The sequence below is a fragment of the Pseudomonas sp. RU47 genome (assembly GCF_004011755.1).
Lineage (GTDB): Bacteria > Pseudomonadota > Gammaproteobacteria > Pseudomonadales > Pseudomonadaceae > Aquipseudomonas.
Genome location: NZ_CP022411.1, coordinates 2,613,762 through 2,635,968 on the forward strand (window position 1 = coordinate 2,613,762; position 22,207 = coordinate 2,635,968).

Genomic DNA, 22,207 nt, shown 5'->3' on the forward strand with positions numbered 1-22,207 from the left:
GTTTGGCATTGTTTCAGGGGCAGCGATGTTGTGGCAGATGGCCCTTTCGCGAGCAGGCTCGCTCCCACATTGGAATGTATTTCAAAATGTGGGAGCGAGCCTGCTCGCGAAAGCGTTGGGTCAGACGCTGAAGGTGATGCGGGTTAACCCTGGGTTTCCTGCTCCAACTCAGCTTCGGCTTCGGCGACCTTACCCTTGGTCTTCAACTCACTGACAATCACCGCCGCAACAATCAACCCCGCGCCCACCAGCGCAATCGCCGGCAACCGTTCCCCGGCAATCCGCCCGACAATTCCGGCCCACACCGGCTCACCGGCATAGATCAACGTCGCCCGGGTTGGCGAGACACTCTTCTGCGCCCAGTTCATCGCCACTTGAATAGCCGCACTTGCTGCGCCAAGCCCAAGAGCCGTCACCAGCAGCGTCCAGGAAAAGTCCGGAATCATTTCCCCGGTCGGCACCACCAGCAGGAACGACAGCACGGAGGTGGTTGCCAGTTGCACAACGGTCACTCGGCGCACATCGACCTGACCGGCATAGGTGCTGATCAGAATGATCTCGGCGGCTATGGCGATGGCACTGATCAAAGTGGCAATTTCACCGGGACTGAAATTCAGCGCAGCCCCGGACGGCCCCGACAACAACATCAACCCGGTAAATGCCAGCATGATGCCGATGCTGGGCATCAATCCCGGGCGTCGCCCCAGCACCAGCCATTGCAGCAAAGGCACGAACGGCACATACAACGCGGTGATGAACGCCGACTGACTGCTCGGGATCGTTTGTAAACCGACCGTCTGCAGGCCGTAACCGAGCATGATCGCCACGCCGATGAAGGCGCCAGCCTTGAGTTCGAACAGCGTCATTTCGCGCAGATGACGCCATGAGAACAGTGCGACGATAGCCGCCGCAGCGGCGAAGCGCAGGCCGACAAAAAACATCGGGCCGCTGACGGTCATCGCATGCTGAACCAGCAGGAAAGTACCGCCCCAGATCATGGTGATCAGCACCAGCACGCACTCGGCTTTGCTGAAACGAGAGAAACGAAGGGGAGTGGGGGAGCTGTTCTGCGACGTCATGACCTTGCGCACTATAAAAAGGAGGCCGCACAATGCGCCCAACGTTGCGCAGTATACTGCGCAACCTCACTGAGTGAGCAATATAGTGCACAAAGATTCAACGCAACGGGCGTCCGTCCTGCAACACGTCAGCCTGAATGTGCGACGCCTACGTCATGCCGCCGACATGAGCCAGACTGCGCTGGCGGAAAAATCCGGGGTCAGCCGGCGCATGCTGGTGGCGATCGAGGCGGGCGAGAAGAATGTCAGCCTGACCACGCTGGATCGCGTCGCCGAGGCGCTCGATGTGGCGTTCAGCGATCTGATCCAGGCGCCGGATGCCCGCGACCCGAGCCGCATCAACGAGGTGGCATGGGCGGGCACCCACCCGGGCAGCAAAGCGGTGTTGCTTTCCAAAGCCACGGCGACCCGCGAAGTCGAGCAATGGGAGTGGTGCCTGCAACCCGGCGAGGTCTATCCGTCGCAAGCGGATGCCGAGGGCTGGAGCGAGCAGATTTTCGTCTTTGAAGGTTGCCTGACCCTGATGCTCGGCGATCAGCCGCAGCACATCGGTACAGGTGAGTTCTTCATGTTTGCCAGTAACCAGCCGCATTCCTATCGCAATGATGGGGAAGTTGCGGCGCGGTTTGTGCGTAATGTGGTGATTTGAATGAGTCAGAGCGCAGACATCCTGATTATCGGCGGTGGCCTCAGCGGCACGATGTTGGCGGTGCAATTATTGCGACTGCCTGGCCGGCGCAAGGTCCTCATCGTTGAACCGCGTGCGGAACTGGGACGGGGCGAGGCGTACAGCGCGGTCGAGTTAGGTCACACACTCAATGGCAACGCCGCACGCATGAGTGTTGATCCGGATAATCCTGATGATTTGACGCAATGGCTGACCGAGCACATTGCCGGTGGTGGCTGGCCTGAATCGGCCGAGCAGGATGTGCCGGTCAGCGAACTGTTCCCGCCGCGTGGTTTGTTTGGTGTCTATGTGCAGCAACGTCTGGCTGAAGCGCGCACTGTCGGGGCGCATTATGGTTCGAGCGTTGAACACATTCGCGCGGAGGTCGTCGACCTGCAAGTCGAGGCCGATTCGGTGCAGCTCATACTGAGCAATGGTCAGGCACTGCGCGGTGGCTACGCGGTCTTGGCGACTGGAATGTTCCCTGCCGCGCGAACCCCGCAGAAAACCTCCAGCGGTCTCAACGCCGCAGCGCTCGATCCGTGGGATGTCGCAGCCATGCGCCAGCTCGATCCGCAATCCACCGTGATGATCATTGGCTCCGGCCTGACCATGGTCGATGCCGTGGTATCGCTGGAGCAAGCCGGGCATCGCGGGCCGATTGAAGTGTTTTCGCGGCATGGTTTGTTGCCCCATGTTCGCCGACAACCGCCGGCCTGGGTGGATTTTCTTGGCGACGATCACAGTATTCGCACGCCCCGACAGTTATTGCGCGAGTTGCGTCGGCAATGCCGGGCAGCCATTGCGCAAGGCATCGATTGGCAGGCACCGCTGGACACAGTCCGCGTACACATCGCCCGGTTGTGGAGTCAGGCGACTGACCGGCAGCGTCGACAATTCGTACGGCATGTTCGGCCGTGGTGGGAAAGCCATCATCACCGTTCACCGCCGTTGAGCGCGAAGCTGGTTGAGCGATTGCACAAAGAAGGGCGATTGCGGATTCAGGCGGCGTCGTTCAAGGGGCTGGAGCCAAATGTGGAAGGTGGTGTGAGTATTCGCATTCGACGTCGCGGTGAGTCGCAAACCTGCGTGGTGCAGGGCGCCGCGTTGGTCAACTCCAGTGGCATCGAATACGACTGGCGTCGGGTGGCGCGACCGTTGCCGCAACAGGTGCTGGCGCGCGGTCTGGTGCAGCCGGGACCGTTGGCGCTGGGGATTGCGGCGGCGGTGGATGGTGCGGTGCTGGATGCCGAAGGGCTTGCGGCTGACCGATTGTTTGCCATGGGGCCGCCATTGCGCGGGATGTCGTGGGAGAGCACGGCGGTGACGGATGTGGCGTTGCAGGCGAAGGCGTTGGCTTTACGACTGGTGCGTTAAAGCCGAGGTTGCCGTTGGTCGGAATAAAGACCCCACCTGTAATTTCTGACAGTTGTGGATCTTCGCCGGCATGGGCCTAATCGCTTCGTACGCGATAGCTTCGCGTGCTCAACCAATTTTTAAAGGAATAAAGAGATGGCTAAGGCTCTTGAACCACTTGTAATCAACGAAGCTGTAGACGGCATCATAAAACTGACCGATGTCCCAGATGGCGCTACTGCACGGATCCCGCCGGGTCCTCTGGCGGAGGATGGTCCCATTACCCCATTTTTCGTTCAGGTTGTTTTAGATGGCAAGTTGATCGGTGAAGGATTTACCGGTACCACTCCTCATTCGGAGACTATCGAAATAAAGGTGTCTCGCGCAGACTTACTGAAAAACATAGGCCCGCAGGGCGCTGAGTTTGCCTATAGGGTGGATTTGGGCGGAAATCCAGTGGACGCACCTTTTACGAAGTACGAAATTACTCATTAGGTTAGATGTCTGTCTGGAGAATCCATTGGCATCCGGCGTTTAGGGCGCCGCATGTCAATGGGAGTCTAACTTTGATCGCTGGCAAAACAGCTCCCAAGGTTTTGGGTGTGCTGTAAGTGTTACGCCACCACCCTATAGCAAGGCACATACGCCGCGCCGCCCGGCAGTTTCATCCGGTGCTGGGCGACGAAGGCTTTGAGCAGTGCATCGAGCGGTTGCATGATCGCTGCATCACCACGGATCTGGTACGGCCCGTGTTCTTCGATCAGGCGAATGCCCTTGTCCTTGACGTTGCCGGCGACGATCCCGGAGAACGCCCGACGCAGGTTCGCCGCCAGTTCGTGCGGTGGCTGGTCGCGGTGCAGTTTCAGGTTGGCCATGTTTTCGTGGGTCGGATCGAACGGACGCTGGAAGCCTTCGTCGATTTTCAGCAGCCAGTTGAAGTGGAACGCGTCGTTGCGCTCGCGGCGGAACTGCTTAACCGCTTTCAGCCCCTGAGTCATATGCCGTGCCACTTCGGCCGGGTCGTCGATGATGATTTCGTAGTGTTGCTTGGCTGCTTCACCCAGGGTGGCGGTGACGAAGGCGTCGAGCTGTTCCAGATACGGCGCCGCATGTTTCGGTCCGGTGAGGACCACCGGGAACGGCAGCCCTTTATTGTCAGGGTGCATCAGTATGCCCAGCAGGTAGAGGAACTCTTCCGCCGTACCGGCACCGCCCGGGAAGATGATGATGCCGTGGCCGACACGCACGAAGGCTTCCAGGCGTTTTTCGATGTCCGGCAGAATCACCAGCTCGTTGACGATCGGGTTCGGCGCTTCGGCGGCAATGATGCCCGGCTCGGTCAGGCCGAGATAACGACCGCCGTGAATACGCTGTTTGGCGTGGGCGATGGTCGCGCCTTTCATCGGGCCTTTCATCACGCCCGGGCCGCAACCGGTGCAGATGTCGAGGCTGCGCAGGCCCAGTTCGTGGCCGACTTTCTTGGTGTATTTGTATTCTTCGGTGTTGATCGAGTGACCGCCCCAGCACACAACGATTTTCGGCTCGACGCCGGGACGCAGAGTGCGTGCGTTGCGCAGCAGGTGGAAGACGTAGTCGCTGATGCCTTGCGAGGTGCTGAGGTCGATGCGTTGGCTGTCGAGTTCGTTTTCGGTGTAGACGATGTCGCGCAGGGCGCTGAAGAGCATTTCGCGGGTGCTGGCGATCATTTCGCCGTCGACGAAGGCGTCGGCCGGAGCGTTCAGCAGCTCCAGGCGCACGCCGCGATCCTGTTGGTGAATGCGGATTTCGAAGTCCTTGTAGGCTTCAAGGATAGTCTTGGCGTTATCAACATGGGCGCCGGTGTTGAGGATGGCCAGGGCGCACTGGCGGAAGAGGGTGTAGGTGCTGCCGGATCCGGCTTCGCTCAGTTGCTGAACTTCACGTTGAGAAAGGGTTTCCAGGCTGCCTTTCGGGCTGACCGAGGCGTTGATTACGTGTCGTTGGGTCATGCAATGATCCTTAAAACGATGTCATCACGAAGCTGAGCAATGGCATCCGAATAGTGTGTATCCATGAATGAAGATGGCACGATCTGCGCTATACCGCCATGTCCCCTTTGGACGCTGAAAAGATGAAGAGGAGCCCCAGCATAGCTAAATCCGTCGTAGAGGCGATAATGCCCCGGCCGCTTTTTTCTGTTAGCCCTTTTGTCGCCCAAGGAAGTCATTTGTGATGTTCGAGATTCAGCCAATGGATGCCGCCACCTTTCGCCAGCAGACCCGACGCAGCACGATCATCATCGCCGTGCTGTTCCTGGTGCTGGCGATGTTGTTCTCGAGCGTGGCGGTGGCGTTGTTCGGCGAACCTGGCGGCGATAACCTGCGCTTCAATGTCGGCGGGGTTTTTCTGGCATTTCTGCTGACTGCGGGGTTACTGCGCGGGCGCTTCTGGAATCAGCGCTGGATGGCGCCAGCGGTGTATAGCTGGCGACTCAAGCGCAACCTGATGAGCATCACCAATGTGATGCATCAGGTGACGGCGGCGGTGGAGCAGAACGATCCGGTGGCGATGAAGGTTTTGCGTTTCTACCACTTGGGGTTGACGCAAATGCACGAACTGGACGGTAACTCCAGCGATCATGGGCAGCTGTGGCGGGAAGTCGAGGCGCACAAGGAACGGATGCAGGTGCTGGGTCTCGACACCGAGCAGACGCGCCTGGATCCGGCCTGGCTGGAGGCGTTGAAGCCAACTTCGCGCTGAAACGTCCGCAGTATAAGTTTCAGCCAAAGATCAGTGAGCGATGAGTGCCTGCACCGGCGCGGGCCCCATCGCCAACTGCCAGCGCTACTGAACCGGCAGCCAATGCCGCATCTCCGCAGGCAAATACGTCGGCGACGCTGGTTTGTTGTGTCGCGTCAGTCTGAATAAACGGTCCCATCGGGCCATCCTCGAATGTACATCCCAGTTGTTCAGCCAGCGGGCTGGCCATGCGTGTGCGTGGCATGGCGAACAGGCCTGCAACAGCGATGACCTGACCATCGCTGAGTACCACGTCCGCACGCTCGCCACGGATGTGACTGACCGGCCGGGTTTCCAGGGTTACACCGCGGCGATCCAGTTCCGCCAATTGTTCGGCATCCGGCTCGAACACGCCGTTGGTGAAGAACGTGGTCGGGCCCCAATCCCGCAGTAGCAGGGCGTGATGAATCGACATGGGTGACGTCGCCAATACGCCGATCGCGTCTTGATTCAGTTCATAACCGTGGCAGTACGGGCAATGAAAAACACTTTGGCCCCAGCGTTGCCTGAGACCGTCGATGTCCGGCAACTCGTCGATGACGCCCGAGGCCAGGATCAGTCGCTTGGCGCTGAGCCATTGTCCGCTCTCGGTGCGCAGATCGAATCCGCTGTCAGTCCGAGTCGCTTCAACTGCTGTATCCGTTAGCCATTGCACGCTGGGGTAAGCCAGTAACTGTGCGCGTGCTTCGTCAGCAATTTGCCCCGGTGCACGTCCATCCTGGCCGAGGAAACCGTGGGATGTTTCGGCAAAACGGTTGCGTCGCAGTCCTGAATCCAGCACCAGCACATTGCGTCGGGCGCGGGCCAGTTGCAGGCCGGCGGACAGCCCGGCATAGCTGCCGCCAACGATGATGACGTCGTACACCATGAGCGAATCTCCTCTTGAATTTTCAGAGTACACCGTAAGTTACGAGAAATATTGCTGTCAATAGTCTCGTAACTTCAGACCTTGCAAGCGATACTCGGCGCATCTTCGCAACGGCTTGAAAAAAGGATCATCGATGAGAAACGACACGCGGTTATCGCGCATGCTCCATGTGTTGATTCACATGGCTCGCCATGAAAAGCGCGCGACCTCGGAAACCATCGCCGGCATGCTTGGCACCAACCCGGTGGTGGTGCGGCGCACCATGGGTTTGCTCAAGGAGCAGGGGTTTGTGACGTCAGAGAAGGGCCATCAGGGAGGCTGGGCGCTGGCCAAACCGCTGGCGCAGATCACCCTGCTGGATATCCACCAGGCGTTAGGCACGCAGTCGATTTTTTCCATCGGTTTGTCGACGGATCACCCGGAGTGTCTGGTCGAGCAAGCGGTGAACGCCGCACTGACACGCACCTTCGATGAGGCGCAGGCGCTGTTGCTGTCGCGGTTGGGTGGCATCACCTTGGCGGACCTGGCAGCGGATTTCGAGGCCCGCTTCAAGTCAGTCGGCGAGGATAATTAAAGCGGCGAAGCGGCGCGCCGATGTTTCCATGAGCGAAATGCCCGCCCATACACCAGCAGGTTGACCGCCAGCACCACGCTGCCGAGCGCCAGTTGAATCTGCGGGGTGAGCCCGGCCGGATAGATGATCGGCCAGATGTAATGCTCGATAAAGCCGCCGGCGTATTCAGTCTGTCCGGCGGCGTGGCGCATGAGGTTTTCCCAGTAGGTCAGTGGGCAGGTCAGGTGCAACACCTCGACCGCCACGCCCCAGGCGGCAGCCGGCAAATGCAGCCACATCACCCGTGGCCATTTGAGTACCAGCAGCCCGCCAAACAGCACGAACAGAATGAAGCACAAATGAAACAGCACCAGCCCGTCGGCTGCGATTCGGTACAGCATGTCGTCTCCCTGACGCGATTGTGAATGGCGCTATGTTACGCCGCTCAGGGCATTAAAAGTCAGTGCGAAAGTCAGCCTATTCCGCGCGCATCCGGACGATTTCCCACAAGTGCGCAAGATTGTTCAAGCCAGAAAAGCGAATTTACTGGCACAGTCGCCGACCGTTTTCCTGGTTGAAGAACGTTTATGTCTGACTCAGTAATGCCACGCAGTGCGTTCCTTCGTGGCGCTGTGGCGATCATGCCGTTGTCTCTGGCCACCGCACCGTGGGGGCTGCTGGCCGGTTCCATGGCGATCGAGGCCAACCTTACGCCGCTGCAAGGTCAAGGTTTATCGAGCATCGTGTTTGCCGGTGCCGCGCAATTGGTGGCGATCGGCATGCTCAAGGGCGGTGCGGGGATTTTCTCGATTCTGCTGACCACGCTACTGCTGACGTCGCAGCACTTGCTGTATGGCATGAGCATGCGTTCAGTGATTGCGCCGCTGCCTGGGCGTTGGCGCATAGGTCTGGGCTTTTTGCTCACCGATGAGTTGTTCGCGTTGACCAGTCAGCATGACCGTCAGCAGTTCAATCGCTGGTATGCGCTGGGCGTCGGTCTGACGTTTTACATCGCGTGGAACCTGTTCACCTTGGCGGGCATTGTTCTCGGCAGCAGCATTCCGGGGCTTGAGCACTTGGGGCTGGATTTCTCGATTGCCGCCACGTTTATCGCGTTGATCACACCGGTGGTGCGTAACGTACCGACGGTGGTGTGTGTGGCGGTGTCGCTGTTCTGTTCAGTGCTGTTCAGTTACTGGCAATGGGGCTCAGCGCTGGTGTTGTCCGGACTGGCAGGAATGACTGCCGGGTTTATCTGCAACAAGCTGTATCGGGAGCGCACATGATGGTTTGGGCGGTGATTTTTGGCATGGGGCTTCTGGTGTTTCTCAACCGCTACGTGTTTCTCGAACCGCGTTTGCCGGTGCGTTTGAGTAGCAATGCACGGCAGTTTCTCGGGTTTGCGGTTCCTGGAATGCTCACCGCCATTTGCGGGCCGATTGTCTTCATGCCCGACAAACAGTTGAATCTGCAGTGGGATAATCCTTATCTGCTTAGTTCGCTGGTAGCGATCGCACTGGTGATCTACACGCGCAGTACTTTGCTCAGCATGTTGTTGAGCATGGCGTTCTTCTTTTTGCTGCGCTGGTGGTTGTAAGTTGTCTGTTCTACGCTTCAGGGATGGAGATTAACTGATAGCGGGAGGTGCACATGGCGACTGAGCAGAAGCATCCGGAGACGGATGAGCAAGAGACTGATGAGCCGACTGAAGAGGAAATAGAGCGGGAAAAGCACAAGGAGCAAACCTGGAAGCACGATGACGGCAGAGAGCTTTCAGATCCTGATCGCAAGTTTTGAGTGATTTCTACGAAAAAGCCCCGAAAATGCGGGGCTTTTTTACGGTTTCAAAGATCGTCCAACTGCGTGAAGTCGGGGTGTGTGGCCCGATATCCCAAGGTTCGATCAATCCACGCATTCAGCTCGTTGACCATCACCGGCGCATGGCCAGGATACCCTTCGAGGGTGGTGCGCAGGATGCGTTCGATATCAGGTACGGAACGCAGGTTTCGGGTCTTGATGTAGTGGCCGATAAAACAGTCGAGTTCAAAGCGTTCTGTCATCGACAGATAAATACACTCCAGGCCGCTGACCTGTTTGATTGCAAAATCGTCGCGCAACTTATTTCTCTGCAAGGCTTGTAGACGTTAGGGGGTTCCTGGTTTGTTGACTCTTTGGTCAACTGGTATACCAAATGGAAATGCGGCGCGCATGCTAGCCGTAGTGCATCTAAATGTATGTATGACGGTTGAAATGTCAGACAGGCGGTTAGTTCATTCGAACGTGTGTTTTATGTGCGCCGTCTCAAAAATGAAACAGGGTTTGTAACGGCAGTGATTCGCTTTATGAATTGCTCAAATTTGCAATAGTTTTATTTCTTATAACGCTGCGTCAAAAGATCGCAGCCTTCGGCAGCACCTGCATTGATAGACGCGTGAAGTCGGCAAATGTTTAAGTCTGCTCCATAATCAAACTGGCCCCCTGATTGCGCACGTTACCGACAGCTTTGCCGACTTTGTACCATTCGAACACTTCGCTGCATTCACCTTCAAACAGCAGCATTTGCTCGGCGCGTTCAACCGGCGTCGCCGGATCGAGCCACTCGCGCGCCAACTCTGCGCGGAACACTATCGGTCGGCGATCATGGATATCGAGCATGCCGCCGACGGCATTGGCGGTGATGATCACGAAACCGTCGTCATCCCGGGCTGCTGCTTCAGTTGTCGGAAATTGTCCGATGGCGGCGCAGAAAACTGTCCCATGATCCGCCCGACGGATCAGCCACGGTTGTCGTGTTTTGTCCTCGGTGTCGACCCATTCAAACCAGTTATCGACGGGCACAATCAAACGATGGCGCCAGATCGCCCGGAAGAACGGGCCGTGGGCGACTTTCTCGACCCGGGCATTGATCGGTGCGGGGCGATCCTTGGCCCAGTGCGGGCGCCAGCCCCAGCGCAGATTGTCGGCATGCAGTTGCTGTCCTTGTTGATGAAGAACGGCCAGCGCGGTGGTCGGCGCCGCGTTGTAGCGACTGAGCGGCGCATCGCCGACGTGATTGATCAACGCGTCGGGAATGCTCAGCACCGCGACAAAGTCGTGAATGCCACGGTACTGCGAGAGTCTTCCGCACATGGGCTGAATCTCCGGTGGGAGATTTCAGCTTAGTCGCTGGCGTCCTGACCGGTGAAGGTGTCACGCCATTTCAACCAGCGACGTTCGAGCATGGCCAGCAAGCCGTCACTGAGTTTGCCGAGCAAGGCGAGCACGATGATCGCGGCCAGCACGATGTCCGGCCGCGAGGTTTCCCGACCGTCACTGAGCAGATAGCCTAAACCCTTGGTGGCCGCGATCAATTCCGCCGCCACCAGAAACATCCACGCCAGGCTCATGCCGCTGCGTAAGCCGGTGAACAGGCCGGGCAGGGCGGCCGGCAGCAAGATCCGTCGTACCAGTTGCAAGCGGCTGAAGCCATAGATGCGCCCGACTTCCACCAGTTTGCGATCAATGTTGCGAATGGCTGCGACCACGTTGACGTACACCGGAAAGAAAGCGCCGATGGCGATCAAGACGATTTTCGACGTCTCGTCGATGCCCAGCCACAACAGCAGCAGTGGCACCCAGGCCAGGCTCGGAATGGAACGCAGCGCCGCAAAGGTCGGTTCCAGATAGGCCTCGGCTTCGCGGCTCAAGCCAACCCAGGCAGCAAACACCAGCGCCAGACTGGCGCCAATGGCAAAACCCAGCAACACGCGAATCAGACTGGCGCCAATATGCTTCCACAGTGCGCCTTCGGCGAGGTCGGTGAGGGTCAGGGCGATCTCGCTCGGCGCCGGCATCTGGTAGGACGGCAACCAACCGATGCGTACGATAATTTCCAGTGCAACGATGATCAGCAGGGGCAGGGCCAGGCCTTTGCAGCGGCGCTGCCATGTCGGGCTGAATCCTGCCGGAAGCGGGCGCGACACGGCGAGCGGCGCGGGCAGGTCTTTGCTGTGAGTGGTCATGGCTTTGGCTCCGCTCACGACAACGCCGCGACGGGCGCGGAGTTGTTGTGAGGCTGATCAGTTACTGGTGGGCGACGGCTTGCTGCACACCGCTGTCGAGCAATTGATCGATGACTTGATCGACATTCACCCCACGGCGCACCAGTTCCTCGGAGACCAGAATCGGCGCCGCTGCCTTGGAGGCGCTGATGTCCTGCTGAGTGAGTTGCGGGCTGCTCAGGTCCGTTCGCGACAGTTGCAGCCTGGCCACATCCAGCGGTAAGCCGGACTCCTTGGCGAGGAGGGCGGCGAACTCATCAGGGTTTTTCACGGCCCAGTCGCGGGCCTGTTCGTAAGCCTTGATGACGGTGTCGATGGTCTGCGGGTGTTCCTTGGCGTATTGCTCGGTGACGCTGACCACGCCGTAACTGTTGAACGCCGGGTTGCGGTAGAGCAGGCGCGAACCGGCCTGCACCTGACTGGCGGCCATGTGCGGATCGAGTCCGGCCCAGGCGTCGACATCGCCTTTTTCCAGCGCGGTACGACCATCCGGGTGTTGCAGATGGACCAGTTCGACATCGTCTTTTTTCAGCCCGGCCTGTTGCAGGCTGCGCAGGGTAAAAAGGTAAGGATCGGTGCCTTTGGTGGCGGCGATCTTTTTGCCCTTCAGGTCAGCGACGGTCTGGTACGGCGAATCCTTGCGCACCACCAAGGCTGTCCATTCGGCGCGGCTGTAGACGTAGACGGATTTGATCGGGCTGCCATTGGCCCGACTCAGCACGGCGGCCAGGCTGGCACTGGAAGCGAAATCCACGCCGCCACTGTTGAGGTATTCCAGCGAGCGGTTGCTGCCTTGACTCAATACCCAGCTGACTTTGGTTTGCGGCAAGGCCTTTTCGAGGAAGCCGAAGTGCTTGAGCACCAGACTGACCGGCGAGTAATAGGCGTAGTCGAGATGCACTTCCGCCGGCGCGGTCTCAGTCGCATGGGCGAACGGTTGCAGGCTCAGCACCATCGCGCTGGCGGCCAGCAGTGGCTTGAAATGAGAGAAGAACGATGTCATGGGGCGCTCCGGCAAAGGCACAGGTTTCTTATGTCCAAAAAGATATTTTTATCGAATGCTTCCTGCATGACTGGAATATTGCAGGCTCTGTGCCATGTGCTTGGAAGTGCCGTTTTACAAGGGTTTGAAGGCCGGATGCAGGATTTGCGCTGTTGCATGGGCAACAGTGTGATTCGCTACTGTTGCCACGCGAACAGCAGGCATCAAGCGTGATGAGCTTATGCGTTAATCGAATTTCAACACCGAGAAATAACAGCGTTATGGTCTATGCAATTTCCCTTTGCAGGACAAGCCATGAAGCTTTCTCGTTTCCTACGCAGTGCGTTATTAACAGCACTGTTCACCTCGCCGCTTTCCTACGCAGTCGACCCATTGGTCCTGCATGTCGGTGATCAGAACTACTACAACATTCGAGCTTCAGTAGAGGCGTCCGGCGTATTGAAAGACGCGCCTTATACTGTCGACTGGAAACACTTCCAGGCCGCAGCACCCTTGGCGGAAGCCTTGCAGACCGGCTCGCTGGATCTGGGTTTTCTCGGTGATTCCGGCTTTCTGTTTCTGGCCGCCAAGCAGGCGCCAGTGAAGTTGATCGGCGTCTCGCGGCAGAATCCCGACACCATCGCGTTGCTGGTGCCTAAGGATTCTCCGGTGAAAACCATCGCCGACCTGAAAGGCAAGAAAGTCGCTTACTGGCCGGGTGCGTGGAGTCAGCAGTTGACCTTGCGCGCCCTCGAGCAGAGCGGTCTGCCGGAAAACTATGTCGACTTCGTCAAGCTGATGCCAATCGATGCCGCCGCCGCGTTGCCACAGGGCAGTATTGACGCCTTTCCGGTGTGGGAACCGTACATTTCCCAGCAGATCGTGTTCTCCGGCGCGCGGCCAATCCTGACCGCAAAAAATCTGATGCCGGGGCTCAGCGCTATCGCCGCGTCGACGCCGTCCATCGACAGCAAGCGTGCCGCCATCGCGGATTTCCTCGGCCGTTTGAAACAGGCGCGAGCCTGGGTCGACAGCCACACCGATGAGTACGCCGATCTGTGGGCAAAGAAAGCCAATCTCGATCAGCAGGTGTCTCGGCACTGGTTGCGTCAGGCGCACATGACGGTCGGGCCGGTGGATCAGCAGGCTGCGACGGACCTGCAAAGCACTGCCGACTTCCTGTTCAAAGTGAAAGCGCTGCCGGTGCCGTTGGCCACCGCCGCCATTATCGACACGTCTTTTCAGCAGGCATTGACGCACTGAGCGAGCGCCGGAACCAAACCCTGTGTACCTTATCCAACCTCGGCTCGAATATCCGAGCGCAGGGATGGATAAGGGCGAGGGAGTTTTGCCAATCGACCACATGACGGCCGTCGCCGTGCTCAAGGCAAAACATGACATCCGGATTCAAACTTCTTTGTGCTGCGCTGATTGCGCTTGGGCTGGCCGGTTGCATCGCCGCCCCGATAGAAATGACCGCGCAAACCGAAACGCGCCTGAAGACCCAGGCGCCGGTGCGTTTTCTGTTGACGTTCGACGATGGCCCCAGCGCTTCGAGTTTGTGGAATCCGTCGGCCACAGTGCTCGACAGTCTCAAGGACAATCCGCTGCAGCCAGACATCAAAGCGGTGTTCTTTGTGCAGACGCGTGCGCCACGAGCGGGCAACAGTGACATTGGTCGCAGCATCATGCGTCGAGAACATGATGAGGGGCACATTCTCGCGTTTCACACCGCGACCCACTGGCACACCAATCATCGTTTGCTCGACCCGCAAGAACTCGAAGAGTCGCTGAGCAACGGCACGGCTGATATCGCCGCCATCACCGGCGCGCCACCGACATTGTTGCGCCCACCGTTCTGGAACTACGACAAACGCACCTTTGCCGCCTATCAGCAGCACGGTTTGCATGTATTGCTTACGGACTTGAGCGCCAACGACGGCAAGATCTGGGGCTTCAATGCCAGCCCGCGGCGCCGGGCAAACATGCTGCGACAGTTATCGCAGGTTCGTGAACGTATTGCCCTTGGCGAATTGCCAACCGTGGACGGGGTCATTCCGGTGGTGGTGACGTTCCATGATCTCAACCGCTATACCGCGCGGCACACGCGCGAATACCTGCAGATTTTGCTGGATAGCGCCGCCGCCACGGGCGTGAGGCTGGCGGACAAGCCTTTTTATGACGATCACGTCGCGCTGGAGAAAGCGGCGCTGGCGCGCACGGTGGAAAAAAGCTCGGAAGCGGTGAGTTTGCCGGGGATGTGGAACTGGATCTGGGATCATGACGCGCACTGACGAAGTTGTGACGCGCTTGGCATTTTTGTGTCGAGCAAGACACAAATTGCTCATCTATGCTCTACGGATTCAGCGAACCATCGCCTGCGAGGCGCCCACCCATGCTTGTCATTGCCGATATTTGCCGCATCGTCGAGTCTGGCTTTCCGGCACGTAAATGTGACTGCACCCCATCCGCGCAGGGGCTCCTGCAGATCAAGGTTTATGACCCGGAAAGTGGGCGGGTGGATTTATTGCTCAATGGCGTTTCCCCCGAGCATCTGGTCACTGTCCGTGACATTTCCAACTTCATCGGTGAATTACGCACCGAAATGAGCGCCGGTCGTCGCGCGTTCGCTGGCTAAGCCCTCATAAACGTCGTTGAAACGCTTGAACAATGCGCAGCGTCGCTTCGCTGGTGTTCAGATTGCGCACCGCATCCAGCGGATGCCAGATGCAATCGATGATCTCGTTTTGCGGGCGCACCTGCTCAAAGTCCTGCACGGACGCCTCGTAGACATGATGCCGCGTGCTGCCGCTCTGCAGTTCCATCAAATACAACACCTCGTCGGCATCCAGGCCGGTTTCTTCCTGCAATTCGCGCACGGCAGCCTGCGCCCGGGTTTCCCCTGGCTCGACCTTACCGCCGGGCAATGTCCAGCGGCAGCGGTGTTTGCGCACCAGGAGAATGTGGCGATCCTGTTCGCATATAACGGTTGCACGTACTTTCATCTGTTACCTGGTTTAATGCCTGTCACAAAATAGAAATAAAACTGCAATATTTGAGCCGGGCCTTGAGGTAAAGGTTTCATGGGGTATTGGAGCGTTCGCTCCGGGGAAAAGTGCCAGATCCTTGACTGCCGGGGCTGGCGACACCCGGTCGGCCATTCGTGCGAATGCGGGTGTAAGGTAAAAGCGTGAGCTGGATCTGACCGTTAGCAAAAATGGAGGTGTCCATGAGCATGCCGATGTTGAACAAGATGCACATGAACGGCTATGACGTGCTTAGCGTGAACAATGGCCCATGGCGGGTTTGCACCCAGGGTGATCGGCTGGCGTCGTTTGGCAGCAGGGAGGAGGCGCTGGCCTACGCCGCTGCATTGCCCGGCTACAAAAAACGCTCGACGCGCGCGCAAAGTCACAAAAGCCATTGACGGGTTGTAACAAAAGAGCCCCGGCATGTGTCGGGGCTTTTATTTGGGGAAAGGGCGGGGCGGTCAGTGGACCTTGGTACGGCTGATGGCGCGGGCCTTCACTTCCCTGGCATAGAGTTGCAGCCGTTCTTCATCGCTTTGCAGCACCTCGCAGGATCTCAGCACAGTTTGCGCATCCGCCTCGTTGCCGGATTTGCGCAGTTGTTCCGCGATACGTTTCAGGTCGACCGCCGACCATCGCAGGTCCGATGCAACGCTTTGCAGGTCGCGTTGAAGTTCGTGTTCGTATTCATTGAGCCGCATGATCACCTCCAGAACATTCTCGGTAGAAAAGAGTAGTCGCATTTTTCATCGATGGGCAAAGCGCGTTCGTCAGCACGCCGAGCGGTTGTGAAAAGTTGTGCAGATTACGCTGACGGCGCGGTGCCACGATGGATGTGCGCCGGCTTACGCGCTACATTCACTTTTTTCAGATCAGGAAAACACTATGCGGATATGGATCGGGACGTTGGCGTTGGCCCTGTTGGCGGGTTGCTCGTTGCCGGCGTCGTTGGTGCCGGGTGAGCCGAATGTCAACAAGACCAGTGACAAGGCACCCAAGGACTATGCCGCGTGTGTATTACCGTTGTGGCAGAAGGATGTCGCCAAAACCTCGCAGACATCGATTTCCAACGGCTATCGCATCACCGCGCCAAGCATCATCACGGCCGATGAGATTCTCGACATCGTCAAATACAAGAATGGCAGCCGGGTTTCGTTGTATCAGGGGCCGCCGTGGGCGAAGTCCGGGTCGTTGCGCCAATCGGTACGTGATTGCCTGTAACGGCATTTCCGGATGCAAAAAAAGCAGAAACAGCATGGGCGGTTTCTGCTTTTTTTTGGTTGCTTGCGGGCTGAAGGTCAGTCGGAAATATCGGTCAGGGAAATGCTGCGGCTCAATTTGCACGACAAGAATCCTGCGCCCTGCGTGGATTTTTTACTCACTGACGGCGTTCAAACGACCGGATACGTTCGGGCAGATTGTGCAGGCGCTGATTTTTACGTTTGTGATTCAGGGCGCGGTACTGGGGATTGGGGCAATTTGTCTGTGGGTGGGGTCGAAAGGCTTTTCCGTAGGGAAATGGGATGCTCGGGCGGAGGCATTGTGGGCATTTATTGTTTCAGTATGTCTCGCCGGGCTTTTCTGTTATTTGGCTTCAAACGGGGTGTTGCATGTGTGGCTACGCAAGCGAAACCTGACACGTAAAAGCTCTCATCCCAGCGAGTGGTACAGCGCTTTTGAGCGACAGGATCGCCTTGTCACTTTGCAACTGAATGACGAGAGGCGATTGTTTGGCTGGCCCTTGGAGTGGCCTTCTGGCCCCTCGGAAGGGCAATTTATCTTGCTGAATCCACAATGGCTTGGCGATGGTGGCGAGGTGCTCACTTTTGGCGCCGAATTAATGGTGATAGATTCCTCAAAAGTTCAGTGGGTCGAATTCAATTCTGTCGAGGAGGTTGTTTCATGAGCGCAAAAGCACCCAATCCCATGCCGCCTCACGTGGCGCGTCTCTTCGTGGGCCCAGACGGCAAGCCGTTGGCAAAACCGCTGGTCAAAGGGCCGAGTGCGCCTCCACCGCCAAAGCGCTGATCAGCGCCGCCAGCCACTAGCCCCAACCCTCAGCCACCGCCCGGCGAATCGCTTCCAGCAACATCGCAAACGCCGGGTTGTCGTTGTTCTCCCGCCAGATCAGATGCAGCTCGCTCTGCACCCCTTCGCCCAGATCGATATCGCGAAACACCACATTCTTGAACACCACACTGGTAGCGCAACGCGGCACCAGCGCCAGGCCCATGCCGGCGTTGACCAAGGCCAGAATCGTCAGAGAAGAACCCAGCCACTGCACATAATCCGGCGCGACCCGTGCCGAGCGCAGCATGCCGGTCAGCAGTTCATTGAACGGCGGATACGCGGCGTGGGAGTACATCAGGAACGGTTGTTTATCCAGGTCACTGACCGCCACTTCAGCCGCCGTTGCCAATGGATGTCCACTCGGCACCGCCAGTACAAACGGCTCGCGCACCAGGCATTCGGTGGCGTAGCCCGGCTCCAATAACGGCGCACGGGCGATGCCCAGATCGATGCGGCGGGCGCGCAGGGCTTCGTGTTGCTGGTAAGTGTTCATTTCCGACAGATCGATTTTCACCTGCGGCTGTTTCAGTCGCGCCTCGGCGATCACCTTGGGCAGAAACTCATACACCGCGCTGCCGACAAAACTGATGTTCACCGAGCCGATATCGCCCTCGGCAAACCGTCGGGCGGTGACGGCTGCCTGCTGCGCGCGCTCCAGCAGGTTCTGTGCTTCGATGAAAAAGGCCCGGCCGGCGGCGGTTAACGCAACACTGCGGGTACTGCGAGTAAACAGTTCGACGCCGAGGTGATGCTCAAGCAGCTGGATCTGCCGGCTCAGCGGCGGCTGCGTCATGTTCAGTCGCTCGGCGGCGCGGCGAAAGTTGAGTTCGGTGGCGACAGTGGTGAAGCAGCGCAGCTGGGTCAGTTCGAACATTGATCTAATCCGGGTATCAATCGAATGCCAAGTTAGATTAGACGGGATCAATGATCGCCGTCCATGATCGGCCCATCGCTTTACGCCATCCCTAAAAAAACAAGATCGGGAGTCGCCCCTTGAAAACCCTCCAGAGTCCGCTGGACGTCACGGTTCTCGCCCGTGCCGCCGCCAAGGTCAAGCGCCACGTGCTGCCGCTGTTCGTGGTGATGTTCATCGTCAACTACATCGATCGGGTCAACATCGGTTTCGTGCGCAGCCACATGGAAACCGATCTGGGCATCGGCGCGGCGGCTTACGGCCTCGGCGCCGGTTTGTTCTTTGTCGGTTACGCGCTGTTCGAAGTGCCGTCCAACATGCTCCTGCAACGTTACGGCGCGCGGGTCTGGCTGACGCGGATCATGTTCACTTGGGGCGCAGCGGCCATGGCCATGGCCTTCGTCAGAGGGGAAACCAGTTTCTATGTGTTGCGCTTTATTCTCGGTGCGGCGGAGGCGGGGTTCTTTCCGGGGATCATTTATTACTTCACCCAATGGCTGCCGGCCTCCGAGCGCGGCAAGACCATGGCGGTGTTTCTCAGCGGTTCGGCCATTGCCTCGGTGATCTCCGGCCCGGTCTCCGGTGCGTTGCTGCACATCAGCGGCCTCGGCCTGCATGGCTGGCAGTGGATGTTTTTGATTGAGGGCGCGGCTTCAGTGGTGCTCTGCGCATTCGTCTGGTTCTGGCTGCAATCGCATCCGCGTCAGGCCAAGTGGCTGAGCGAAGAAGAGCGCGAAGCGCTGGTGGCGGCGATTGCCGAGGAGCAGCGCGCTCGTGAGGCGTCGCAGGTGGTCAAACCGTCGATGTTCAAGCTATTGGCGGATCGGCAGATCGCGCTGTTCTGTTTCATCTATTTCTCCATCGCCCTGACCATTTACGGCGCGACGTTCTGGCTGCCGAGCATGATCAAGAAGATGGGCAATCTCGGTGACTTCCAGGTCGGCCTGCTCAACTCGATCCCGTGGATCATTTCGATTGTCGCCATGTACGGTTTCGCGGCGATGGCCGGCAAGTGGAAGTTCCAGCAGGCGTGGGTCGCGCTGACGCTGGTGATTGCGGCGATCGGCATGTTCATGTCGACCACCGGCGGGCCGATCTTCGCCTTCGTCGCGATCTGTTTCGCCGCCATCGGTTTCAAGGCAGCGTCGGCATTGTTCTGGCCAATTCCGCAAAGCTATCTGGATGCGCGTATCGCCGCTGCGGTGATCGCCCTGATCAACTCCATCGGCAACCTCGGCGGTTTCGTTGCGCCGACCGCGTTCGGCTTCCTCGAAGAAACCACCGGCTCGATCGAGGGCGGTCTGTATGGCCTGGCGGCGACGTCGCTGATCGCGGCGGTGGTGATCTTTTTCGCCCGCACGGCGCCAGGAACCAAAGGCAAAACCCCGGCAAAGCCGCATGACGACACCGCCGTTATTGCGACGGCCAGCCCGGCCGCGAGCCATTGAATTGATTGTTGATCTGTCAGGAGTCTTATCTTGAAAATCACCCGCGTAACTGTGACCCCGATTGCCTTTCGCGATCCGCCGCTGCTCAACGCCAGCGGCATTCATGAACCCTTCGCCTTGCGCTCGATCATCGAGATCGAAAGCGACAACGGCTACATCGGCCTCGGCGAAAGCTATGGCGATTCCCCGGCGCTGGCGATCCAGCAGCAGTTGCAGGCGCAACTGATCGGTCTCGATCCGTTCAACCTCAACCAGTTACGCGCGATCGTGCAGGCCACCGTTGCCGCCAACAAACCCGCCACTATTGCCGGTGCCGAACTCGCGCCCGGTTCTCATGCCAGCAAAGCGGTGAGCAATGCTTATTCGGCGTTCGAAGTAGCCTTCCTCGATTTGCAGGCGCATTACCTGAATGTGCCGCTGGTGGACCTGCTCGGTGGCGCGATTCGCGATGAGGTGCCGTTCAGCGCCTATCTGTTCTTCAAGTACGCGCAGCATGTCGATTCGCCCTACAAACCGGACAACTGGGGCGAAGCACTCAGCGAGCAGCAGATCGTTGCGCAGGCCGCGCGGATGATCGAGGCGTACGGTTTCAAAAGCATCAAACTCAAGGCCGGGACGTTGCCGCCGGAGCATGAAGTGGCGTGCATCAAGGCGTTGAAAAAGGCCTTCCCCGGCTACCCGTTGCGCATTGATCCGAATGGCAACTGGTCACTGGAAACCTCGATTCGCATGGCCGAGTTGCTCGGCAATGATCTGCAATATTACGAAGACCCGACTCCGGGCCTCGACGGCATGGCCGAGCTGCACAAGCGCACCGGTCTGCCGCTGGCAACCAATATGGTGGTCACCGATTTCGACGAATTGCGCCGCAGCATCGCGCAAAACAGCGTGCAGATTGTTCTCGCCGACCACCATTACTGGGGCGGCCTGCGCGACACGCAGACCCTGGCGAAGATGTGCGACGTATTTGGCCTCGGCGTGTCGATGCATTCCAATTCGCACCTGGGCATCAGCCTGATGGCGATGGCCCATGTGGCGGCTGCGGTGCCGAATCTGGATTACGCCTGCGATACGCATTACCCGTGGCAGGAGCCGGATGAAGAGGTGATCAAGGGCGGCAAACTGCCGATTGTCGATGGCTGCGTGAAGATCACCCGGGCGCCGGGGCTTGGGCTGGAGCTGGATCATGAGCAGTTGGGCAAGCTGCATGATCAGTACCTGACGTGCGGGATTCGCCAGCGCGATGATGTGCGGCAGATGCAGCGGTACAAGCCGGATTGGAAGGCAGTTAAACCGAGGTTTTGAGGTTGCCATTGCCGGCCTCTTCGCGAGCAGGCTCGCTCCCACAGGGGAAATGCATTCCAAGGTGTGGGAGCGAGCCTGCTCGCGAATGGCGGCAACTCATTCTTTCAGAGTGTATGCACCAGCCAATCCCGAAACGCTTTGAGTGACGGCAAATTCTCATTGCGCGGCGGATACACCAGGTAATAGCTGCGGCGACTGGTAATCGGCTCACCCAGTTGCAGCAACTCGCCATTCAACAGCTCATCTTCGACCAGAATTCGCGGCACCAAACCCACGCCAATATTCGCCCGCACCGCCTGAATCAAGTGCGAGGTCATTTCAAAGCTCGGCCCGATACGCATGCTTCGGTGCGGCAGACCCTGATGGCTGAACCATTCCGCCCACGCCTGGGCATTACTGCTGACATTGAGCAGCAGTTGCCCGGCGATGTGTTGTTCGGCGTCGTCGCGCTCAGCATCGGACAGTTGCGCACTGGCGATCACCACCAGTTCCTCGGTGTGCAAGGGCAGGGCCGTCAGCCCCGGCCATTCACCGCCACCGACGCAGATCGCCGCATCGATTTCGCTGGTATCGAAGTCAATCGCTGCGATACGCGAATGCAAATGCACGGTCATGCCCGGATGCGCGGTGTAGAAATCTTTCAATCGTGGCAGCAACCATTTCGAGCCGAAGGTCGGCAGCGTCGCCAGGCGCAGACTGTGAATGCCCGAGCCAAACGCCATCGCCTGCAATGTCGCACTACGAATCTGCCCAAGCGCTTCGGCAAGTTCGCGCTGATACATGCGCCCGACATCGGTCAGTACCACTTGCCGGCCTTCACGGCTGAACAAACGCATGCCGAGCATCTTCTCGAGAATCTGCACCTGACGGCTGACCGCACTCTGCGTCAGCGACAGTTCGTGGGCGGCGCGGGTGTAGCTTTCATGGCGCGCGGCGGCCTCGAAAGCCAGCAATAACGACATGGAAGGGGTGAGCGTGCGCGGATTCATTCGTAAAAGTCATCAATAGCGGGTCGAATTTACGGTTGTCCCGGCGTTCGCCAGCAATGAACATGGGCACCATGAGATGGCGGAGCCTGACGCAATCATTCGTTGCGTACAACTGTTCACCGCCACGCGG

Annotated in this window: 28 protein-coding genes; 16 read left to right on the top strand and 12 right to left on the bottom strand. The window is 58.5% G+C overall.

What is annotated here, in order from left to right:
- Window positions 1-143 precede the first annotated feature (143 nt).
- On the bottom strand, window positions 144-1,079 hold the full coding sequence (locus tag CCX46_RS11985; protein ID WP_127926818.1) for a DMT family transporter: 936 nt from the start codon (window positions 1,077-1,079) through the stop codon (window positions 144-146).
- 85 nt (window positions 1,080-1,164) lie between these two features.
- On the opposite strand from CCX46_RS11985, the gene CCX46_RS11990 reads away from it, so the two are divergent.
- The 3 genes from CCX46_RS11990 (at window position 1,165) to CCX46_RS12000 (ending at window position 3,597) form a co-directional block, all read left to right on the top strand.
- Window positions 1,165-1,728 (top strand): helix-turn-helix domain-containing protein, encoded by a 564-nt coding sequence (locus CCX46_RS11990; protein ID WP_127926819.1) that lies wholly within the window; start codon window positions 1,165-1,167, stop codon window positions 1,726-1,728.
- Window positions 1,729-3,123, top strand: a complete 1,395-nt coding sequence (locus tag CCX46_RS11995; protein WP_127926820.1) for an FAD/NAD(P)-binding protein — start codon at window positions 1,729-1,731, stop codon at window positions 3,121-3,123.
- Window positions 3,124-3,258: 135 nt separating this feature from the next.
- Window positions 3,259-3,597: a hypothetical protein gene (locus CCX46_RS12000; RefSeq protein ID WP_127926821.1), complete on the top strand. Its 339-nt coding sequence runs from the start codon at window positions 3,259-3,261 to the stop codon at window positions 3,595-3,597.
- Between the two features lie 119 nt (window positions 3,598-3,716).
- Here CCX46_RS12000 and ppnN read toward each other — a convergent pair whose 3' ends face one another.
- Window positions 3,717-5,090 (bottom strand): nucleotide 5'-monophosphate nucleosidase PpnN, encoded by a 1,374-nt coding sequence (gene ppnN / locus CCX46_RS12005; protein ID WP_127926822.1) that lies wholly within the window; start codon window positions 5,088-5,090, stop codon window positions 3,717-3,719.
- A 223-nt stretch (window positions 5,091-5,313) separates the two neighbouring features.
- On the opposite strand from ppnN, the gene CCX46_RS12010 reads away from it, so the two are divergent.
- Entirely contained in the window at window positions 5,314-5,841 is a 528-nt protein-coding gene (locus CCX46_RS12010) for a DUF3087 domain-containing protein (protein ID WP_127926823.1), read from the top strand.
- Between the two features lie 19 nt (window positions 5,842-5,860).
- Here CCX46_RS12010 and CCX46_RS12015 read toward each other — a convergent pair whose 3' ends face one another.
- Complete coding sequence (locus CCX46_RS12015) at window positions 5,861-6,748, bottom strand: NAD(P)/FAD-dependent oxidoreductase (RefSeq protein WP_127926824.1); 888 nt, start codon at window positions 6,746-6,748, stop codon at window positions 5,861-5,863.
- 133 nt (window positions 6,749-6,881) lie between these two features.
- Here CCX46_RS12015 and CCX46_RS12020 point away from each other — a divergent pair, with 133 nt between their 5' ends.
- Complete coding sequence (locus CCX46_RS12020) at window positions 6,882-7,322, top strand: Rrf2 family transcriptional regulator (RefSeq protein ID WP_095120329.1); 441 nt, start codon at window positions 6,882-6,884, stop codon at window positions 7,320-7,322.
- Here the strand turns inward: CCX46_RS12020 and CCX46_RS12025 are convergent.
- Window positions 7,319-7,702, bottom strand: coding sequence for a DUF2784 domain-containing protein (locus tag CCX46_RS12025; protein WP_127926825.1), 384 nt, complete (start codon window positions 7,700-7,702; stop codon window positions 7,319-7,321). The two genes, CCX46_RS12020 and CCX46_RS12025, sit on opposite strands and share 4 nt — an antisense overlap.
- Window positions 7,703-7,888: 186 nt before the next feature.
- Here CCX46_RS12025 and CCX46_RS12030 point away from each other — a divergent pair, with 186 nt between their 5' ends.
- From CCX46_RS12030 to CCX46_RS30700, 3 genes are read left to right on the top strand one after another with little or no spacing between them, the layout of a single operon-like run.
- Window positions 7,889-8,587 (top strand): AzlC family ABC transporter permease, encoded by a 699-nt coding sequence (locus tag CCX46_RS12030; protein ID WP_127926826.1) that lies wholly within the window; start codon window positions 7,889-7,891, stop codon window positions 8,585-8,587.
- Entirely contained in the window at window positions 8,587-8,898 is a 312-nt protein-coding gene (locus tag CCX46_RS12035; RefSeq protein ID WP_162835977.1) for an AzlD domain-containing protein, read from the top strand. The genes CCX46_RS12030 and CCX46_RS12035 overlap by 1 nt, the downstream gene beginning before the upstream one ends.
- A 53-nt stretch (window positions 8,899-8,951) precedes the next feature.
- Window positions 8,952-9,098, top strand: coding sequence for a hypothetical protein (locus tag CCX46_RS30700; protein WP_177413856.1), 147 nt, complete (start codon window positions 8,952-8,954; stop codon window positions 9,096-9,098).
- A gap of 47 nt (window positions 9,099-9,145) precedes the next feature.
- Here CCX46_RS30700 and CCX46_RS12040 read toward each other — a convergent pair whose 3' ends face one another.
- From CCX46_RS12040 to CCX46_RS12055, 4 genes are all read right to left on the bottom strand, one after another.
- Window positions 9,146-9,418 (bottom strand): hypothetical protein, encoded by a 273-nt coding sequence (locus CCX46_RS12040; RefSeq protein WP_077573339.1) that lies wholly within the window; start codon window positions 9,416-9,418, stop codon window positions 9,146-9,148.
- A 331-nt stretch (window positions 9,419-9,749) separates the two neighbouring features.
- Complete coding sequence (locus CCX46_RS12045; RefSeq protein ID WP_127926827.1) at window positions 9,750-10,430, bottom strand: SOS response-associated peptidase; 681 nt, start codon at window positions 10,428-10,430, stop codon at window positions 9,750-9,752.
- 29 nt (window positions 10,431-10,459) lie between these two features.
- A complete protein-coding gene (locus CCX46_RS12050; RefSeq protein WP_127926828.1) occupies window positions 10,460-11,302 on the bottom strand; it encodes an ABC transporter permease in 843 nt (280 codons plus the stop codon).
- 61 nt (window positions 11,303-11,363) lie between these two features.
- Window positions 11,364-12,344: an aliphatic sulfonate ABC transporter substrate-binding protein gene (locus CCX46_RS12055; protein ID WP_127926829.1), complete on the bottom strand. Its 981-nt coding sequence runs from the start codon at window positions 12,342-12,344 to the stop codon at window positions 11,364-11,366.
- 294 nt (window positions 12,345-12,638) lie between these two features.
- Between CCX46_RS12055 and CCX46_RS12060 the strand changes: the two genes are divergently transcribed.
- From CCX46_RS12060 to CCX46_RS12070, 3 genes are all read left to right on the top strand, one after another.
- Entirely contained in the window at window positions 12,639-13,586 is a 948-nt protein-coding gene (locus CCX46_RS12060; protein WP_127926830.1) for an ABC transporter substrate-binding protein, read from the top strand.
- Window positions 13,587-13,717: 131 nt separating this feature from the next.
- Window positions 13,718-14,617 (top strand): polysaccharide deacetylase family protein, encoded by a 900-nt coding sequence (locus tag CCX46_RS12065; protein ID WP_127926831.1) that lies wholly within the window; start codon window positions 13,718-13,720, stop codon window positions 14,615-14,617.
- A gap of 101 nt (window positions 14,618-14,718) precedes the next feature.
- The gene (locus tag CCX46_RS12070) at window positions 14,719-14,961 is read left to right on the top strand and encodes a DUF1652 domain-containing protein (RefSeq protein ID WP_127926832.1); all 243 of its coding nucleotides are present in this window, start codon (window positions 14,719-14,721) and stop codon (window positions 14,959-14,961) included.
- 4 nt (window positions 14,962-14,965) lie between these two features.
- On the opposite strand, the gene CCX46_RS12075 is transcribed toward CCX46_RS12070, so the two are convergent.
- The gene (locus CCX46_RS12075) at window positions 14,966-15,328 is read right to left on the bottom strand and encodes an NUDIX hydrolase (RefSeq protein ID WP_127926833.1); all 363 of its coding nucleotides are present in this window, start codon (window positions 15,326-15,328) and stop codon (window positions 14,966-14,968) included.
- A 224-nt stretch (window positions 15,329-15,552) separates the two neighbouring features.
- Here CCX46_RS12075 and CCX46_RS12080 point away from each other — a divergent pair, with 224 nt between their 5' ends.
- Window positions 15,553-15,750 carry a DUF2188 domain-containing protein gene (locus CCX46_RS12080; protein WP_127926834.1) on the top strand — a complete coding sequence of 66 codons (198 nt, stop codon included), beginning with the start codon at window positions 15,553-15,555 and terminating at the stop codon, window positions 15,748-15,750.
- A gap of 63 nt (window positions 15,751-15,813) precedes the next feature.
- Here CCX46_RS12080 and CCX46_RS12085 read toward each other — a convergent pair whose 3' ends face one another.
- Window positions 15,814-16,053 carry a hypothetical protein gene (locus CCX46_RS12085; protein ID WP_065259780.1) on the bottom strand — a complete coding sequence of 80 codons (240 nt, stop codon included), beginning with the start codon at window positions 16,051-16,053 and terminating at the stop codon, window positions 15,814-15,816.
- A gap of 184 nt (window positions 16,054-16,237) precedes the next feature.
- Between CCX46_RS12085 and CCX46_RS12090 the strand changes: the two genes are divergently transcribed.
- Window positions 16,238-16,573, top strand: a complete 336-nt coding sequence (locus CCX46_RS12090) for a hypothetical protein (RefSeq protein WP_127926835.1) — start codon at window positions 16,238-16,240, stop codon at window positions 16,571-16,573.
- Between the two features lie 34 nt (window positions 16,574-16,607).
- Window positions 16,608-17,258, top strand: coding sequence for a DUF6338 family protein (locus tag CCX46_RS12095; RefSeq protein ID WP_238704395.1), 651 nt, complete (start codon window positions 16,608-16,610; stop codon window positions 17,256-17,258).
- Window positions 17,259-17,396: 138 nt separating this feature from the next.
- On the opposite strand, the gene CCX46_RS12100 is transcribed toward CCX46_RS12095, so the two are convergent.
- On the bottom strand, window positions 17,397-18,296 hold the full coding sequence (locus CCX46_RS12100; RefSeq protein WP_127926836.1) for a LysR substrate-binding domain-containing protein: 900 nt from the start codon (window positions 18,294-18,296) through the stop codon (window positions 17,397-17,399).
- Window positions 18,297-18,415: 119 nt separating this feature from the next.
- On the opposite strand from CCX46_RS12100, the gene CCX46_RS12105 reads away from it, so the two are divergent.
- Both CCX46_RS12105 and CCX46_RS12110 read left to right on the top strand, forming a co-directional pair.
- Window positions 18,416-19,783 (top strand): MFS transporter, encoded by a 1,368-nt coding sequence (locus tag CCX46_RS12105; RefSeq protein WP_127926837.1) that lies wholly within the window; start codon window positions 18,416-18,418, stop codon window positions 19,781-19,783.
- Window positions 19,784-19,813: 30 nt separating this feature from the next.
- Window positions 19,814-21,088 carry a glucarate dehydratase family protein gene (locus tag CCX46_RS12110; RefSeq protein ID WP_127926838.1) on the top strand — a complete coding sequence of 425 codons (1,275 nt, stop codon included), beginning with the start codon at window positions 19,814-19,816 and terminating at the stop codon, window positions 21,086-21,088.
- 104 nt (window positions 21,089-21,192) lie between these two features.
- Here CCX46_RS12110 and CCX46_RS12115 read toward each other — a convergent pair whose 3' ends face one another.
- Window positions 21,193-22,077, bottom strand: a complete 885-nt coding sequence (locus tag CCX46_RS12115; RefSeq protein ID WP_127926839.1) for a LysR substrate-binding domain-containing protein — start codon at window positions 22,075-22,077, stop codon at window positions 21,193-21,195.
- Window positions 22,078-22,207: the final 130 nt, after the last annotated feature.

Bases quoted from the DNA above. Each gene is read 5' to 3' on its own strand.
- CCX46_RS11985 (WP_127926818.1), bottom strand. From the start codon at position 1,079: ATGACGTCGCAGAACAGCTCCCCCACTCCCCTTCGTTTCTCTCGTTTC.
- CCX46_RS11995 (WP_127926820.1), top strand. From the start codon at position 1,729: ATGAGTCAGAGCGCAGACATCCTGATTATCGGCGGTGGCCTCAGCGGC.
- CCX46_RS12000 (WP_127926821.1), top strand. From the start codon at position 3,259: ATGGCTAAGGCTCTTGAACCACTTGTAATCAACGAAGCTGTAGACGGC.
- ppnN (WP_127926822.1), bottom strand. From the start codon at position 5,090: ATGACCCAACGACACGTAATCAACGCCTCGGTCAGCCCGAAAGGCAGC.
- CCX46_RS12010 (WP_127926823.1), top strand. From the start codon at position 5,314: ATGTTCGAGATTCAGCCAATGGATGCCGCCACCTTTCGCCAGCAGACC.
- CCX46_RS12015 (WP_127926824.1), bottom strand. From the start codon at position 6,748: ATGGTGTACGACGTCATCATCGTTGGCGGCAGCTATGCCGGGCTGTCC.
- CCX46_RS12020 (WP_095120329.1), top strand. From the start codon at position 6,882: ATGAGAAACGACACGCGGTTATCGCGCATGCTCCATGTGTTGATTCAC.
- CCX46_RS12025 (WP_127926825.1), bottom strand. From the start codon at position 7,702: ATGCTGTACCGAATCGCAGCCGACGGGCTGGTGCTGTTTCATTTGTGC.
- CCX46_RS12030 (WP_127926826.1), top strand. From the start codon at position 7,889: ATGTCTGACTCAGTAATGCCACGCAGTGCGTTCCTTCGTGGCGCTGTG.
- CCX46_RS12035 (WP_162835977.1), top strand. From the start codon at position 8,587: ATGGTTTGGGCGGTGATTTTTGGCATGGGGCTTCTGGTGTTTCTCAAC.
- CCX46_RS30700 (WP_177413856.1), top strand. From the start codon at position 8,952: ATGGCGACTGAGCAGAAGCATCCGGAGACGGATGAGCAAGAGACTGAT.
- CCX46_RS12045 (WP_127926827.1), bottom strand. From the start codon at position 10,430: ATGTGCGGAAGACTCTCGCAGTACCGTGGCATTCACGACTTTGTCGCG.
- CCX46_RS12050 (WP_127926828.1), bottom strand. From the start codon at position 11,302: ATGACCACTCACAGCAAAGACCTGCCCGCGCCGCTCGCCGTGTCGCGC.
- CCX46_RS12055 (WP_127926829.1), bottom strand. From the start codon at position 12,344: ATGACATCGTTCTTCTCTCATTTCAAGCCACTGCTGGCCGCCAGCGCG.
- CCX46_RS12060 (WP_127926830.1), top strand. From the start codon at position 12,639: ATGAAGCTTTCTCGTTTCCTACGCAGTGCGTTATTAACAGCACTGTTC.
- CCX46_RS12065 (WP_127926831.1), top strand. From the start codon at position 13,718: ATGACATCCGGATTCAAACTTCTTTGTGCTGCGCTGATTGCGCTTGGG.
- CCX46_RS12070 (WP_127926832.1), top strand. From the start codon at position 14,719: ATGCTTGTCATTGCCGATATTTGCCGCATCGTCGAGTCTGGCTTTCCG.
- CCX46_RS12075 (WP_127926833.1), bottom strand. From the start codon at position 15,328: ATGAAAGTACGTGCAACCGTTATATGCGAACAGGATCGCCACATTCTC.
- CCX46_RS12080 (WP_127926834.1), top strand. From the start codon at position 15,553: ATGAGCATGCCGATGTTGAACAAGATGCACATGAACGGCTATGACGTG.
- CCX46_RS12085 (WP_065259780.1), bottom strand. From the start codon at position 16,053: ATGCGGCTCAATGAATACGAACACGAACTTCAACGCGACCTGCAAAGC.
- CCX46_RS12090 (WP_127926835.1), top strand. From the start codon at position 16,238: ATGCGGATATGGATCGGGACGTTGGCGTTGGCCCTGTTGGCGGGTTGC.
- CCX46_RS12095 (WP_238704395.1), top strand. From the start codon at position 16,608: ATGGGCGGTTTCTGCTTTTTTTTGGTTGCTTGCGGGCTGAAGGTCAGT.
- CCX46_RS12100 (WP_127926836.1), bottom strand. From the start codon at position 18,296: ATGTTCGAACTGACCCAGCTGCGCTGCTTCACCACTGTCGCCACCGAA.
- CCX46_RS12115 (WP_127926839.1), bottom strand. From the start codon at position 22,077: ATGAATCCGCGCACGCTCACCCCTTCCATGTCGTTATTGCTGGCTTTC.